The 16994-nt window shown below is 58.5% G+C and carries 4 protein-coding genes; all 4 read right to left on the reverse strand.

Annotation, left to right across the window (positions count from 1 at the left end; genetic code table 11):
• Positions 1-106: 106 nt before the first annotated feature.
• The 4 genes from VEV40_RS03680 to VEV40_RS03695 all read right to left on the reverse strand — a co-directional run bounded on the left by VEV40_RS03680 (position 107) and on the right by VEV40_RS03695 (position 16981).
• Positions 107-4252 carry a carboxypeptidase-like regulatory domain-containing protein gene (locus tag VEV40_RS03680; protein ID WP_324830248.1) on the reverse strand — a complete coding sequence of 1382 codons (4146 nt, stop codon included), beginning with the start codon at positions 4250-4252 and terminating at the stop codon, positions 107-109.
• A gap of 242 nt (positions 4253-4494) precedes the next feature.
• Entirely contained in the window at positions 4495-5703 is a 1209-nt protein-coding gene (locus VEV40_RS03685) for a hypothetical protein (protein WP_324830249.1), read from the reverse strand.
• Positions 5700-8765 (reverse strand): serine/threonine protein kinase, encoded by a 3066-nt coding sequence (locus tag VEV40_RS03690; protein ID WP_324830250.1) that lies wholly within the window; start codon positions 8763-8765, stop codon positions 5700-5702. The genes VEV40_RS03685 and VEV40_RS03690 overlap by 4 nt, the downstream gene beginning before the upstream one ends.
• Positions 8766-8986: 221 nt before the next feature.
• The gene (locus tag VEV40_RS03695) at positions 8987-16981 is read right to left on the reverse strand and encodes a hypothetical protein (RefSeq protein WP_324830251.1); all 7995 of its coding nucleotides are present in this window, start codon (positions 16979-16981) and stop codon (positions 8987-8989) included.
• Positions 16982-16994: the final 13 nt, after the last annotated feature.

Consider the following 16994-nt stretch of genomic DNA (forward strand, 5'->3'; position numbering starts at 1 on the left):
GAATCTGTTTTATTCTTTGTCGCTGCCAGACCATAACAGAAAAGCAGGTCCTTCGACTGGGCACGCTGCGCGTGCTTCGCTCAGGATGACAGCATCAGTGTAGTACTCAGAAGTCGAAGCGCGCGGCCAGTTGTATCTGACGCGGATCGTGCGCGGAACGAATGATGCCGAACTCTGGATTCAGGTGGACACCGTCGGTGCTGTACTCGGTGATCGGGTTGTAGTAGTTGGCGCGGTTGAAGAGATTGAAGAACTCGGCGCGGAGAACCAACGCGCCACGGTCGCCGAAGAGATGGAACCGCTTCTGCGCAGCGAAATCCTGGCTGATGAATGCTGGGCCAGAGTACGGATTTCTGCGGCTGGTGCCCACGCACGGCTTGCCCGCCGTACCACTGTAGAGCGTGGGTGAAGCATAGAGGTTCGGGCAGGAGTTGGTGGCGCGATCGGCCACGGCGGCTGTGGTGAACTGTGTCAGGTCGGCGAAGTATTGGTCAGGCTTTCCCGTCGTGCGGACATTACCGGCGATGTTGACGCGCTGCGTAATCTGGCCGTAAGCCGGGCCGGAAAAGATGGTGTATGGCAGACCGGTCTGCGCAGAGAAGACGCCGGAGAGCGAGAATCCGTTCAGCCAGGCGTGACCCCACGAAGGCAGATCGTAGACGAAGTCTACGATTGCGCGATGGGCGACGTTGAAGTCAGAGCGCCCATAGTCATCTGTAGAGAAATCAAGCGGGTTCTGCGGCAGGCTGTACTCGGTGACAATGACAGGCCGGCTGCCGGTGGTAGTCAGCGCGGAAGAAATTGCGTCAAAGGACGGAATGGTCGCTTCGGCAAGAATCGCGTGGAAGAGGCAGTCCGGATTCTGCGCGCAGTTGCCGGGCTGCAACTGGCCTCCGCGTCCGCCTTCGCCGCCTACACCGAGTGGGTTAGCGCCGAGCGCGAATGCCGTCGGATTACCGAGCCCGTAGAGCTGGCGTCCGAAGATCTGGTTCCAGAGAGCATCTGTGCTGCGGGGGAAGTTGCTGCCCGCAATGTCGTCCATTGATTTCGAGAAGGTGTAAGCGGCATTGAGCAGCAGGCCGTGCCACATTTCGCTGCGCACCTGCAGGACGAGCGAGTGGTAATTCGACGAACCAAGATTCGATTCAGTAAAGACTGGGAAAAAGGTGTTGTTGTTGCATAGCCCGCCCGGTTGCCCCGCGTTTCCACTGGAGGTGCAGTAGAACTCCTGCAGGAAGTTACCGTCGTAGATAAGTGGTAGCCTGCGGCCCAGTGTCCCAATATAGGTGACTTCCGATGTCCAGCTGCGGGCGAATTGGTGCTGGAAGTCGATGTCGAACTGCATCGTGTAAGGATTGCGAAGGTTCTTTACATCGCGCTCGAAGATCGGGCCTGCTCCGCTGGCAGCCTGATAGCTGTTGAAGATGGCCTGCTGGTCGGGATTGAGGTTCGCTGGGTTGAGGGTGCTGAGGCCGAAGCCGCACTGGCCGCCATTGGTTGCACCCGGGCAGCCGGCTGAATAAAAGTTCTGGCCGTAGATCGCGCTGGGAGCATTTACGTTGTAGGGGCTTGGACGATTGATTAGCAACTGCTCGCTGTAGCTGGCCGGCAGATGGTCATAATACATGCCGAAAGCGCCGCGAATCACATTGCGGTAGTGAGAATCGAGCGCATACGAGAAGCCGGCGCGTGGCGCGAAATCCTTCTTGTCGGCAGGCAATGTGAATTTCGCATTCGGGCTGCAGCCCCAGCCGCTATTGAAAGTAATACGACGCGCGCCATAGAGCGAATCGAGATGTGTTTCAGTACCACCAGAGGCGGCGCACTGGTACGCGAAGGCGTCATACGTGCCCGTCGCTCCCTGATGGACGAGGCCATTGGCGTCTTGCGAAAAATTCCAGAGCCGATTGTTTGTATCCCACGGCTGGCCGAAGAAGTTGTAACGTACGCCAGCGGTGAGCGTGAGGCGCGGAATCGGCTGGAACTTATCCTCGATAAACCCAGTAGCGACATAGCTGCGCAGATCGCCCACGTAACCGTTGGGCTGCTTCAGCTCGTAATCGAACGATGGATGCACGAATCCATTGCCGCAGGAAACACAGGTTTCGCTGTCGCTGGTGAACTCGCCGATGTTGTTCGAAACAATGATGCCGCGCGCCATCCCGCCTTCAAAGTCGAAGTTCTGAATGTAGCGGTAATCGCCACCCACCGTAAAGCGATGACGCGCGCCCAGCGCAAAGGTAAAGTTGTCAGCTGCCTGTACCTGCGTGTCTCGATGGGCTGCAGGGGCGCTCAAAGGCGCGCCGATGCGAGCGAAGGGAAAATCGCCGTCCAATGAGGGTGTAACAGGCGAGGGCGAATAGGTGATGTTGCCGGGAACCTGGTTCCAGAAGGAGTCATACCAGCCGCCGACAGCTCCGGGAGTTCCCGGCGTGGCGCCGGCAAGCCGGTTGTCAATACCGCTCATCACGAATGTCGGAACCTGCGCGCCGGGAATGACAGGTGATGAGAATTTGTGGTCCTGCGCAACTTCATCAACACGATATTGCGTGAAGCCCAACCGCGCTTCGTTCACGCTTTTGCCATTGGCAAAAGCCAGCGTATGGACAAGAGCTACGCTCTGGTTCTGCGCCTTGCGGTCAGCCCCGTTTCCTGGATAGCCGGAAGGCTGCTCAGGCAGCGAGTCATCATGCAACTGATCGAGAAGCTGTCCGGCATAGCGAATGCTTAGTGTGCCTTTTCTCCCGAGGTCGATATCCGGGCGCACGAGAAGATTGTGGACATGGGTATAGTTAGGCGCGGTGCCTTTGTAGAAGCCAAAAGTGCCGGTGTTCGTGCCCTGGACATTGGGTTTTGGGTAAAGCGAGAGCACGCTATTAGCAATAGCTACATCGTTGCCATTCAGGCCGAGACCGCTGGTGGAGAAGTCAAAGGCTGTAGGTACGCGCTCGAAGATCGGGTTAGGGTTGTCGATCAGCGTTCCCTCATAGCTGCCGAAGAGAAAGAGCCTGCTGCCGATCGGGCCGCCGATGTTGCCGCCAAATTGTTTGGAATTGAATGGCTGGGTGTGGCTGTCGTTTTGCGAAAGTACAGCATTGCCGTCAAACATGCCGGAGTTGCAGATTGATCCGGCAGTTGCGCGGCAGTTGGCAAGGCCGGCGGTCTGTCCTGTTGATGGAACGAGCGATGTCAACAGCCGGTAGAGGGCGTTATAGGTTGTGGGACCGTAAGAGATATAGCCAGCTGCGGCACTGCCGATCTGTTCGTTGGCAATTTCATTCGGAGCAGCAGTGGTGCTGCCGGCATAAGCAGTGGCCTTGGCGAAAGTCGTACCGGAGTAAATCGAAAGAGGTGTGCCGGCATTCAAACTATCGTTATTGAAATAGCCAAAAGCCGTTCCGTGCCATGCGCCCCCTTTGGACTGGCCGCGGTTCGTAATTACATCGACGACTCCGCCCGAACCCTGACCATACTGCAAGTCCGGGTTGGCGTAGACAATGCGGAATTCCTGCACAGAGTCATTCACCTGGAACGGAATAGCCTGGTTAGTGCTGGAGGCAAGATTGTCACTTCCGTCCAATTCAAAGTTGCTGGAGGTTGTACGCGATCCAGAGATGCTGAAGGCCGCACCGGCCAGCGGTGACCCGGGATCGACGTCATGCACTCCGGGCAGGAAGAGACCGAGCGCGAGGAAGTTGCGGTTGAAGAGCGGCAATTCGCTCAACTGGGTGCGCGTAATGTTGGCGCTCAGAGAGATGTTCAGGTTGTTCTGGATGGCCTGCGACTTCGGCTGCGCTGGAATAGGCTTTGGAGGCGGATTTGCCGTGGCAACAGGTGGCGGAGCGGGATTGTTCGCCGTGGAAGTGGGCGCTGCTACAGGCGCGGGTTTAGGCGGAGGTGGAGGGGCCAATGCCGGCGCGATGTCGATGGGCGGCAGCGTGGTGTGCGCCTGCCCTACGTTCAGATCGAAGGGGTCGGATGTGACGAGCACTTTTCCGCTGGAATCGAGCACCTGTATGGCGTATCCCGCCTGCGGCGGAACTACCGGAAACTCAAAATTCCCGTCGTCGTCAGTCTTTGTCGTCTGGATAAATTTCGTCGCTGGGTTGACAAGTTGAACGGTTGCACCGCCAACAGGATGGAACTGGTCTCCGTTCCACACTTGTCCATCCACCCGCGTCTGTGCGTGGACACAGACGCCTGCCAGCCCGAATACCCCTATGCAGACCAGAACCCGTATCAGATAGCGCATCTCTTTCATCCCTGACTGTGCCTGGCAAAAGTGTCATCACGGGGGAACAGCTATACCGGGACATACAGAAAGCCAACGGCAGAACGGCTAAGAGCAACAGTTGATCACGGCCCGGTCACCGGCACTGAATAAATGACCGGAGAAAGCAATATCACAACAGATGGTGAAGAATCCAGAAGAATCGAATCAGCTTAAGTACTTGAAAAGTTCGTTATTTTCGGTCTGCAAGCCAGGGTTCCGTCCTACATGCCGGGCTGGTTCCAGACGGCCAGAATCTTGGGGGAGACATTTTTTTCCATCGGTTTAAAGCCCTGCTGCTTTGCCTGCTGGAACTGCTGTATCGCATTTTGCTGCAGACTGTCGCGCTCTTCCTTGCTCTTGGGGCTGCTGAGGATAGCCTGGGAAAGCATGGTTGCGCCCAGGTAGAAATAAGCCGCGCCTTTGCTGCGGTTGCCGCCCGCCGTCAGGTAGAGAGAGAGGGCGTCGCGCGCATCGGTGAGGTGCGACTCGTAATAGTCGCGCACACCGCGTACCAGCGTGTCTTCCAGAGCCTTCGGGTCGCTGGCCAACGCGGCTTTCAGACCGTCCTGCGCTTTTTCCCGGCATGTCAGGGCCTCGGGCTGTCGTGGATCAAGCGTCAGCACCTGATTGCAGGCGGTTAAGGCTCCCTGCCAATCTGACTTCGCTAGGTGATCCCGGGCGTCAGCGAGGGCGGCATTGATTCTTACAGAATTGTCGGGCGGTTTGTTGCCAGCAACGGTAGTACCGTTCGGCTGCTTCATGAGAGAAGCCAGCCCAGCCAGTTTGCCGGCGGGATCCCCCGGGCCGTTGCTCTTGATGCGCAAAGCGTCGTTGTACTTTTGCTGGGCCGCGGAATAGTTTTTGTCAGCTTTAAACGCCTCCGCCTGCTGCATATCATCGTGGTAATTCCGGATGTTGCTGAGAATCGTCTGCGCCTGCGGCAGCTGATCGGGCGCTTTCACCAGGCCGGCATTGGTTTCCGCCGTGGGGAAATCTCCATTGTCGAATGCCTGCTGCGCCGCTTTGAGCGCGGTGGCGCTGGTAACGTCAATGCTTGGCTGCGGATGGTTGATGGCGTCATTGGCCTGCGCAATCAGCTGTTGGGCGTCCGCGTGGCGTGGGCCGAAGTAGATTTTGCTCAGGTCACTGATCGCATCGGTATATTGCTTCGCCTCGAATTTAGCCTTCCCGGAGACATAGAGCCCTTCGAACTTCTGCAGACGTCCGTCGAGATACTGTTTCGCGTCATTGCATTTCTTGCCGTAAGTCGCCGGGTCTAGTTCCGCAGCTTTACATAGAAGCTCAACTGCAGCCTGCTGGTCGCTAGTAGCCTGAGACTGTTTGTAAAGGCTGTCCGCCTGCTGGTCGGCGAAGAGGCCCCCGGGAACGCACAGGAAAACGGCCAGAAGCAAAAGGACGCGGCGCTTCATTTCTGACCTCCAATTAACTGCTCGATGTCCAGCTTGCCAAAGCTGACAACGCACTGGTGCTGTTCGGCTGACAGGGTACAGTCTATGGTCTGCTGGCTGTTGTCCGGCCCCTGGAAGATGACCTTATACGTTCCAGGCTCAAGGCCGTCAAGGCGCATAGGAGTGCTCTGGTCACCGGAGGGCAACTGCACGCTCTTGCCTTTGGGATCGATAACCCGGCTCACTGTGGCCCAGGGCGTTCCGTTCAACTGCATAAATGTAGGCTGGAGTGCGGGTCCTGTTGGGCGCAGGAAGAGCACTACCGCGCCAGCGATGATGGCTACGGCGACAAGGGCGATAGTGATATAGAGGCCGGTGCGTGACTTGGCCTGAACGATAATTGGCAGCGAATCCGTACCGACGCGGGATTTGGCTCCGGCCGCTTTGGTCGCTTCTTCGACCAGGCGCTTCCAGTCGGCCTGTACCTGTGAATCGGCAAATTCCAAAAAGTTAGCAGGTCGGCGCAGCTCTTCGAGCGCCGTGGTTGCTTCGTTGCGCAGCAGCGCCTTACGCGCTCCTTCAATGGAGGCCGCGAACATCGCATTCGCAGCAGGTCTGCGCTTGGCCTCGTAAGCAGAAATAGCCTGCGCAAGCGCGGGCGATTCGCCATAAGCGCGGCGCACGGATTCGAGGGCGTCCATGCCACCGTGAAGGTCTTTCTTTGCCAGCGCTTCTTCGGAGCGGGTGACCGCATCCTGAATTGCGCTTTCGACTTCAATTTTGCGGCTGATCTCCTGCCGCAGGGCGGCGATCTGGCTGAGACCGAGAATTTCAGGAGGTTGGCTGTCGAGCAGCCGCAACGCGCCGCGCAGATCCGTTTCCGCCAGCGCCCGCGTACGCGCCGCTACGCTTTCCACGCGCTGGGCTGCATCGCGCAACACTCCGCGCGCGCGTTCGAGCAGGGCTTTAAGACCTGGATCATTGGTAGAGGCCGCAGCGGGTTCGAGCTTGCGGACGGCAGCTTCATACTGACCGCTGTTCATCAGCCCCAGCGCCTCTTCGCGCACTGCAGTGGTCTGGCGTTGGCGCAGATTGGCCTGCTGCTCATTGCGCGCATATTGAAGAAGGGAATTTAATTCTTCTGTCTCGCCGCAATCAATCAGCGCGGATTCCAGCGTGCGGATGGCCTCGTCATATTCGTGGGCGTCGATGGCGGTATGCGCGCTCTTGAGATACTGTGCTTGTAGCTCATCTTTCTTGACGCGCTTAAGCTGCTCGTCAAGCTGCGCGCGCATCTGCACCAGCCGCTCATTGCCGGGAACCTGGTCGAGCGCCTTGTCGATGATGGAAATGGCCTCGACCGGCGAAGTAAAGAAGATTTCCTGCGCCTTCTGAGCGGCGCTTTGAACAATCTGCTGCGCGTTGTGCTCGCGCTTCTTCTTTTCCGTCTCCGCCTTGAGCTGCAACAGACGGGCTTCCGTGGGCAGCTTTTCCAGGGCGCGATTGATATGGTTCAGGGCGCGGTCGTAGTCTTCGCGATAGATCGACTCCTGAATTTCGCCGACCATCTGCTCGATCAGGACGCGGCGGCGCTCCTCTTCCTGGCGGGTCGCGGCCTCGTGCAGCAGCTTCTGCACTTCAGGATGCGTGGGGTCGATTTCAGAAGCTGCGCGCAGACGGGTGACAGCTTCAGTGAAGCGGCGTGCGGTGTATTCCTGGCGCGCAGCCGAGAGCAGTTCCTGAAGCTTGCCTTCCTTCGCCTTGCGCTCCATTTCGCGCACGACGGTTGAATAGGCGTTGCGCAGGTCGGTGCTCTTTTCGTCGAGCTTGAGCGCTTGACCAAGAAATTCCTGCGCCGACATCAGGTCGCCGCGCTCGCGCGCGTCTCCGGCCTGCTTCCAGAGCGTGCGGATCTTATCCTGCTTATCTTTCAGGCGCTGCGCATTCTCTAGCTTCTCGTTAAGCTGGAGCGCGTTCTCCGTGTCCAGCTTCATCGCCTGCTTGTAATAGGAGACGGCGTCGTCATAGTTCTGCGAAAGGACGGCTTCTTCCGCCTGCTCGACAATCTGCCGCACCTGCTCGGCCTTCTGCAGCTTGTTGATCTGGTCCTGCACTTCGCGAGTGAGGCGCTTGGCTTCCAGGTTTTGCGGATCGATGCGCTGCAGATCGATGAGCACTGTGCGCGCGCTGGTGTACTGGCGCTGCTCCATCAGCCGTTTCGCTGAGGTGAGCAGGTCGCCGACCCGCTCCTTTTTCAGGCCATCGGAGATGCCCTGCAGATCGAAGGCCATCTCTTCCGCGGTGCCGTAGCGGTCGTCGGGGCTCTTCGCCAGCGAGCGGTCAACGATGGCCACCAGGTCGTCAGGAATATCGGGAACGAGTGCCCTGATCGAAGGATGCGGCTCGTTGATGACCTTGTAAAGTGTAGATACGTCTTCGCCATTGAAGGGCAGTTCGCCGCTCAACATCTGGTAGAGCATCACACCCACCGACCAGATATCCGACCGGCCATCGCTCATTTCGCCTTTGAGGCGTTCCGGCGCGATGTAGTGGAAGGTGCCGATAACGGCGTCGGTTTTCGTCAGGCGCGTGGACTGGTCTGCGAGCCGCGCGATGCCGAAGTCTACGATCTTGACTTTGCCATCGGGCTGCACAATCAGGTTCGCCGGTTTAATGTCGCGGTGTACGACGCGGTTCTGATGCGCGTATCCCAGACCAGAGCAGAGTTGTTCGATGATGGAGAGTGTTTCCAGCAGCGTAAGCTTGCGGCCCGAGCGGAGAATCTTTTCCAGCGAATCGCCATTGACGAACTCCATGGCGATGTACGGCATGCCTTCGTGCTCGCCGAACTCGTAAACCGTAACAATATTGGGGTGGTTCAGAATGCCGGAACGCGCTTCCACGTAGAAGCGGTCGCGCAGCTCAGGAGTGATTTCGGTCAGGGTCTTGATGGCCACTTCGCGGCCAATCAGGCGGTCTTCCCCCCGGTAGACCACGCCCATGCCGCCACGGCCTAATTCCGCAACAACGTCATATCTGCCGATCCGGGTAATTGTCGGCGTTCCCAAAGGCTCGTTACTCATCCGCGCTTACTACCCTCTAAATCTGCTCATGCTCGTCAATTCTTAATCCGCATCATCTTTGAAATCCCGGGGGGATGGGATTCTGACGCATGAAGATGTCTGCAAAGAAGCGCTGCGGACAAGGTTACCACGACACTGTGCTCGTTGGAATGGCATTCCGTCACCCCCGAAGCCATCCATTAGTAATGGTGCTGGTTCGAGGGCGGACGTTACGCGGAACATTACTGCACAGGCGAAACCGTCACAGCAAACGGATACGTTTTGATATTAATCGGATTGCCGTTGCTATCAGTTCCGGTAGCGGTAACGATGAACTGGTATGTGCCAGCCGGTGTCGCCGTTGTGGTCGTGCCGCCCTGGTTGTTAAAGCTCGAGTTGCTGCCGCAGCCGATGCTCGCTCCGACAAGCGAAGCAAAGAACAACACCGCCAGCCAGCCCGAAAGTTTCAAAGCGCGTCTGCGACGGAGCAGCAACACCAGCGGAATTGCGCCAATCGGAAACACAACAGCCGCAATGATATGCAGATCGCGATCAAGCGGCCCCTGATGCACCGCGCCCACAGCAGTATTGCCGGTAGTGACGACATAGACGGCAGGCGGCGCGGTAAGGGCGTAGGTGTTTCCTGAGCCGGTGGAGTATGTGTATGTCGGCTGCACATTGCAGGTAATGCCCTTCGCGGCCAGATCGGTGCCATCGGCGCTGACGCAGGCCAGCGTCAGCACAGGAGGCGTACCGCTGCCCGTCGCCTGTACCACAGGCTGTTCGGTGAGCCAGTTCCATACAAAGCCCGCAGTCTGACCGGCAGTGACATGAGCCGTGGCTTCAGGAGTCGCAGTCTGCGGCAGCGGAATCAGCCCCGCGGATCCGCCGAATCCCACGTTGCCGATGAGCAAAGCCACCTCAACAGACGTGTCTCCACTCAGTGGGAGTTGTGTCTGGACCGGAGGTACAGCTGGTGCGGTGCCTTGCAGCGGCGTAGACAGCGGGCAGGCGGGGATGGTTGGAGTGTATGCAGTGGACGGGTTGCCGGGATCGCAGACTTGCGTATTGCCGCCCGACGTCATCTCCTTATAGCCCTGCCCGCCCAGCTGATCGGCGAGTACAAGATAGAGCTGCGGCGAGCCGGCGGGCAGATTGAACTGAGGCTTTGGCGTCGATTGAATGTCGTTATAGAAGTAGGTGTGCACCTGCTGCGCATCGCCAATCAGGTTGCCGCCGCCGAAGAGGAACGTCGTTAACTGCACGTTGTCATTGCATGTGCTGCGAGTGGCGCCGCCTGTGCCCGTGTAGCAGGGATCGGCATCGTTATAGTCGTAGTTGTTCTGCGGGCTGATGGTCAGATCCACCTGCGCCGCCGCAGCCGTTACGCCCTTCCCGGGCTGCGAGTTGGTTGAGTTAGCCGCCGTGACCGCAGTTCGGATAAACGGAGCAAAGTTCACGGGCTCCAGCACCGCGAGCACTGTCGGATTTGCCGCGCTCGCCAACCCATTGACCACGCCGCAAACCATGGCAGGCTGAGGCTGCGCCGGCGGCGGCGGATAAGAAGTACTGGTTACCGGTACCGAGTAGCTGCCTCCGCCTTGCGGCAGCACGATCGTGGTGATGTCGCCCTCAGTCGCCGTATTGGTGAAGTGCGGAACGGTATTGAACGCTGTTCCCGCGGGAGCATTGTTCAACGCCCACAGCAGCGCGCGCTCCGGCTTCTGGAAGACATCCGGAATGGCGTTCAGGCAAATCTGCGTTTGATTGGTCGTGGCTGTCGGTATGCCTGCGGTCGTGCCCAGGGCATAGTAGATTCCGCCTTGACCAAAGCGATAGAGCGGCACCGTCGCGCCGTTATCCGGTGGGTTGGGCGATACTCCCATCGGCACAGCCGGAGCAGTTGAGCCGCCAACAGCAAGGCCAGTGATTCCCGCAACCTGAACGGTGGTGAGTTTCAACTGAACTGGCTGCGACAGGTTGCCCGCCATCGGCGCCAGAGTGTAGTTTGCACCCGCCGGAGTATTGACGACGGTGATCGGCAGATTCGTCTGCTGCGCACCAGCTGCCGTCGCCGTGGGATTGCTGTCAATGACACTGGCCGAAGCAACAACAGAAGCAAAAGTCCGCGCTCCGGAGTTGCCTTCCGTCAATGTGTTGATGTCGAAGTTGCCATCCACGTTATAGAGGATTGATGCTCCTGTAGCAATCATGCCCGCATCCTGGCAGGCCATGCCGCTGGTGCAGCCCGCGGGCACGGTTGGGAAACCGGGCGTCGATGACGGCTCGATGCTTTGCGCGACATTGACGAACTTCGTCGCACCGCCGCCGGGATTCAGCGGCAATGTTGTACTGACAATTGGATCAGTCGCGATATTCGGACCGTCATTGGTGACCTGCACCTGGTAGCGGATGGGATTGATGACCTCGCCGCCGTTCGCACCAAGCTGTGCTTCAGCAATACCGGGACCGGTAACCCCGCCTACAGGATTCAGAGCGGCATCACCCGGCTGCACATATTGCGTCACGGTAAAGTGCAGATGCGCGGCGCGCTGGATAGGTAGCGGCAGCGCCGGGGTGCTCGTCGAATCGCCCGCGTTTGAGAGATCGCCAAGATCCAGACCATCCTGCGATTGCGCTTTTGCATTGCCAAACAGCAGGACAGCAATGGCCTGCGGATTTGGAGAAGTCTTGCATTGCGCGGACCCGCCGCCGGAGCAGAGTGAAATGATGTCCGTTTGCAGTCCGTTGTCCTGGAACTTGCCTCCATAAACAATCTGCGCAAACGCGCCGCTCACCGTGCCGTGATGGCCGCTGGTTCCGGCAGTTCCCGTTCCTGCGGGAACCGTCGCGATGGTGCAGGTCAGATTGATCGAAGCGGTACCGGTTATCGGATTTCCAAACGAATCGACAGGAGTGCCGTTCGGCACCGAGCAGTTCGCCGGCTTCTGCGTAAGTATGAAGAACGGCGGCAGCGGGTCGGTGACAGAGACCGAGAGCGCATCATTCAATCCCGCGTTGCCAACCTGCAGCGTCACCTGCACCAGGTCGTTCTTGCCCTGTGCATCGGCAGCCGTCTTCTCATCGAGATTCACCGCCGCCACTGTCGATGGTGAAACGTCGCCGGGCGCCGGTCCCACGGCCTTCACCGTAACAAGATGAGTGACCCGGTCGACGTTAACCTTCGGAAGGTTAATCGGCGCGACTGTTCCGCCGAAAGCGAAGACCACACCGGTCTGGCCCGCGGTCTGCGCCGATCCCGGAGTATTCGGAGGCGTGTTCGTATCGGTATTCGGCAAGTCATTCGGCACAGTCGTCGTGTCGAATTGACTGGTCAATGTGGCCGTCGTTGTGCCTACAGGTACAAATCCTTTGCAAAGTTCGGCATTAGGCCCGGTTGTCTGTGAGCATGGCAGTTTGGTCTGGTCTACTCCTGCCAGAACACTCGGCGAGACAATAAAGTGATTCGGCAGCGTATAGGTAATTTGTGCCTGCGTCGCTTGATCAGGCCCTGAATTCTTGACATTTACGGTGTAGATCGCCGTGTCCTGGGTGTTAGAGCTGTTGACCATGTACAGGCAAGGTGATGCTCCCGCAGCGCAGTTCGGTCCGGGGCCGGAAACAGGAACAGTGGTCGTATCGACGGAAATATTCGCGGTCCGGTATAGATGCGTGGGTGACGAGGAAGACGCGTCAGATGCCGGCCCGGCTCCCGTATCTATGGCATTTCCGTAAGCATTGTTGAGGTTCGCATTGTAGGTATAAAGAGCGCTGTTAACGGCGCTCGGCACCGCTGACACATCCTGTGCCGTTGGCAACGTAATTGGATTGTCGGGGTATGACACATTCACATTGAATGTGGCAGGCGATCCCGTGGATGGCGCGATGCTGGCCACGCCGCAGTTCTGATAGAGAGGAGCAGCCGTGCAGACGGCCAACCCGGTAGTCGGAGCCGTAATACTAAATGCATTCGGAGGTACGGTGTAAGTCGCCGGTGTCGTTATTTGCAGAGTATTGGCCAAAGGAACATTGATAGCGTAGTTCGGCCCTTCGTTCACCAGTTTGTATGCATACGTCACCTGTGTGCCCAGGTCATAGCCGGGCGTGGGATACGCGCCGCCGCTCTCGCCGAGAGTGCCGGTATTTGTCAGGGTCAGCACCAGATGGTTTGAACGATAGATGGTGAAATTTGTCGAGGCTTTGTTGTCGCCGTTTGTAGTGCCCGTCGGATTGCTGTCAACCGAGTTGCCGTACGCAGGCAGCGCCACAGTGCCATAGACAGTCCCATAGGTATAGGCCGCGCTGCTGGCGGCGATCGGGACCGCTGAGACCTCGGTGCTCACTGGGTATGTGGTTCCTGGCGGATTGTCCGGGAAGAGATATGGCAGAGCGACTACATTCGCATTCACCGCAAGCGAGGCGATGGTGCAGTTTGAGAAAGCAGGCGCTGTTGCCGGCGCGCAGGTGACGCCGGATGGGATCGTGGATTGCTGGACAAAGCTCGTCTGGAAGGCAGGATATGCCGCCGGAGTGAATGTGTTCGCCACTGCGACATTGATCGCAATGTCCGGTCCTGTGTTTTGAATGCTGTAGTTATAGCTGACCTTATTTGTGTTGCTCAGGTTGTAATTTGTCCCCGCCGGCACTCCGACAGCCGGCGTGCCGGAGCTTGTGAGGGCAAAGACCAGATGTGTCAGTCTCTGCACCGTGATAGCCGTGGAAGTGGTGGTGGTCGCATTGGGATTGAAGGTCCCCGCAGGCACCGTGAGAGATGCGTGGTCAGTGATGTTATTGTTGCTCGCCTGCGTCGAAGAAACGGCCGCTATCGGCGCCGTATCGGGAGTAGCGCTGTCAAAAAAGCCACCGTTAATAGTGACCGTCGCGCTTCCATTCAAAGGCAGATTCAGGGTGCATGCCGTGGACGAGGTGCAGTTGGCAGTGGCTCCGCCGGCAACGGACGTGGTCACCGGTGATGTGGCAGCAGGTCTCCATCCCTGTGGCAAGACGTTTGCCAGCGGAAGATTGTTGACAGCGTTCGGCCCCGCGTTGGAAATCTTCACGGCATAGGTAAGCGGAGTCGGTGCTCCCGCCGACGCACTAATTCCAGCGCCGAGATTGAAGGCTGTCGCCGCGTTTGGATAACCGGTCCCACCGGGAGGTGTAGGTACTGCAGTAAAGGCTATGGTCAATGCTGCGTAGCCGTTCACTGATGTGGTTACAGTCTGGTCCGTCGGCTGGCTGCCTGTTGTAAGTGGCAGTGCAGAAGCATGCGCGGTCACAGTCTCAGTAAATGGTCCGGCGGTGGTTCCTGAACCGACAGTACTCGCCAGATAGAGTCCCGTCACCTGATATGTAAGTGTCGAATTCGCCGGAATGTCTACCTGTGTGCAGCCCGAGCCGTCCGACTGACATCCGGTCGCAATCGAAGACGTGGCGCTGATTAAAGAGAATCCGGCTGGGAAAGTCAGATGAAGTGTCGTGAATTTAGAATCGTTCGCGCTTGTGTTCTTCACCGTCGCCGTATAGGTGATCTCGGTCGTATGGCCGGCGCTGCCCGTATCGGCGGCTCCATTGGCAGCATCAACAGTGCTCGTGCTTTGTGCGAGCGCCAGGGTAATCGTCACCGGCTTCGCCACCGTCACAGCGGTCTGCGGCTTGTCCTGATACTCGCCTTCCGCGTCCGCCACATTGCCGTCAAACGTGATGGTTGAACCGGCAGACGCGGTTGAAGAGATCGTTCCTTTGAGCGTCAGCTTGTGCGGATTCGACAAAGACGCCGCTGCAAGAGACGTTAAAGTGCATGTCGTGCCGTTGTTGCTGAGCTTCGAAGCGCAGGTAAAGGTGATGTTGTTCGATGTGCTGTTTGCCGCCTGGCCATCTACGTCGATGGTATAGGCCGGGTTGGCCGGTGACGCGAGCAGGTCCTGCTCCGGGAAATTGAAGGCCAAATCGTGGGCCTCGCCATTCGGCAGTATCAGGTCCCATGTATAGGTGACAGTCGAGGTGCCGTCGTTTGCGATTTCGCACGCAAGTTGCCCAGTGCAGGATGTGCCATTGATGGAGGGGCTGTCGGCATCTACCGTCAAAGTCAATCCAGGAAGTGGCGAAGGCGCCACTACACTTGTTCCCTGCACTTCGGCAACATACGCGTAATGCTGTGCCGTGCCATTGGGCGGCTGCAGTTGTATTGCCGATGCCGACGTAAAGCTGGCAGCACTGTTGGTGATCGTGCCTGGTATGTTGTCATCGACCAGCGCGTACGTATTACCTGCTCCGTCGGATTGCACGCTCTTGACCGTGCTCTGCGTAACCGGCGCGCCAAAAAACGTGATGGCGTCGGCCGTGGCAAGGTCGTCAGTGAGCGAATAGAGAAGCCCTTGCGGCATAGATGCCGCGTCGCCGGACGCGCTGTCCTGACCTGAGGGCAGTTTGGTGGCGGTGGCTTCGTCGGGCAAATCGGTACGTACGGCAGTGGTTGTACCTGCCAGTTGCAGCAAACTGTCAGTGCTGTCAAACGCGGCGGAATAGAAGGTCGTATTCCCGCTGGCCGCGCCCAGATAGGCTAATGCCTTAAACTGCGGTGCAGGCAGAACGGAGGACGAGCCCCCGTTCAGCGGCAGAATCTGCAACGCATAGCCATGGTGCTGCGCTGTTGCCGTGGCCTGCAGCCCAGTGAGTCCGCTGGTTGTAGACTGCGTTGTGCTCGCCGGACTGGTGACTGCTGAGTAGAAAATGTTTGCGGGCAGGTTCGTCGATGTCGTGTCGCCGACGACATAGAGATTTGTGTTGTCCGGACTTAGAGCCAGGCCTTTAGCCGTAGTCGATCCGTCGCCGCAAAGAACAGCGGTCAACCCGAATTTACTGGCTGTTGTGCTGGCGTTGTGGCTGACGCTCGGCGGCCAGATTTCCGCCATGAAGCCGTTTGTGCTCGGCGATGTCTGCGCGGTGCAGCCCGTGTAATCGGTTGTGGTGGGCGCGAAAGCGGTCGGGAAACTGTCCGACGTCGTGCCGCTCACATAGACAATGCCGGTCGTATCCACCATGACTCCCGTAGCCCGGTAGTCGGCAGAGTTCTTGCCCTGAACATAGGTCGCCAGCGACGCGGTGGTCAGCGTCGAGTTCAGCTCAATCAGAAACGCGTTGTTGCCGCCGGCAGGCGGCGCGGCGAAGGTGATGCCCAGTCCCTTCACCTGCGTCAGCTTCAGCCCCGGCCCGTAGCCAGAAGCGTAGACATTTCCGCTGCCGTCCACCGCCAGGCCGGTCACATTCGCGGCGTCTGTCTCCGAGGCCGAAGCTGGATTTACCGTAACTACATATGTGCTCGCCGGATGGGTGCCGTCAGTAGCATTTAAGCTCGCGACAAACCCTGCCGGGCCTCCACCTTTGGGAAAGGTCCCCTGATACCCGCCGACTGCGGTGAAATTGGTGGCCGCCGTCCGCCCGCCGACATAGACCTTGCCCGCCGCTCCTGATGTCGCGATGGCGCTGGCCGTGGAATTAGCGTTGCCGCCAACGAACGTAATCCAGTCAATGGTGCCGCCAAGATTGGATGCCGTCAGCGAGGCGACGAACACATTCGTCACGGTATTTGTAATCCCGCTCGGAACAGACGTAGGCCCTGGCGACGGAAAGCCAAGCACGGAGGACACTGTCCCCGTCACATACAGATGAACATTGTGGGCCGTGGTTGTGTCAGTTGCCGTAGCCAATTGTGCCGCCGTTGAGCCCGCAGTCCCTGCCACATACGTAGCGAATGCAATCACCGGATCGATCACCAGCGTCCTGCTGCGGTCATAAGCGCCGACTTCAAAACGCAGGTTATGCCCGGACAACCGGTACGAAGCATCCACCGCGACGCGCCTTCCCTGCGCGTCGAACTGGTACGCCACAGGCTTGCGGAAGCGCAGTTCCCCGTTGCTCGCAGGAATGACCGCATCTCCTGCCTCCGTCAGCGTCGCACGCCGTTGGCTGTGCAGGTCGAGATGAATCTCCTTCACGTCAGCGCCGGGAGCCAGGACGAAATCGTGCTCCAGCTCGCCATTCTTCTCATAAAACTCGGTGTCGATACCCGGATAAATTCCCCGCACGCCAACCCGCGAGTAATTCGCCACTCCCTCATGCCAGCGCGACGGATCAGACCCGATGAAATAGTTGCTGCGGTACGCTAATCCTGATAGCGAAACCGGCGAGCCTCCATGACTCCCGGCAAATTGCACACCGATGGTTGAGTCCGGCATGAAGAAGCTCAGG

It is taken from the genome of Alloacidobacterium sp., assembly GCF_035631355.1.
Classification (GTDB): domain Bacteria; phylum Acidobacteriota; class Terriglobia; order Terriglobales; family Acidobacteriaceae; genus Alloacidobacterium.

Coding starts and splice junctions, on each gene's coding strand:
- VEV40_RS03680 (WP_324830248.1), bottom strand. CDS start 4,252: ATGCGCTATCTGATACGGGTTCTGGTCTGCATAGGGGTATTCGGGCTG.
- VEV40_RS03685 (WP_324830249.1), bottom strand. CDS start 5,703: ATGAAGCGCCGCGTCCTTTTGCTTCTGGCCGTTTTCCTGTGCGTTCCC.
- VEV40_RS03695 (WP_324830251.1), bottom strand. CDS start 16,981: ATGCCGGACTCAACCATCGGTGTGCAATTTGCCGGGAGTCATGGAGGC.
- VEV40_RS03690 (WP_324830250.1), bottom strand. CDS start 8,765: ATGAGTAACGAGCCTTTGGGAACGCCGACAATTACCCGGATCGGCAGA.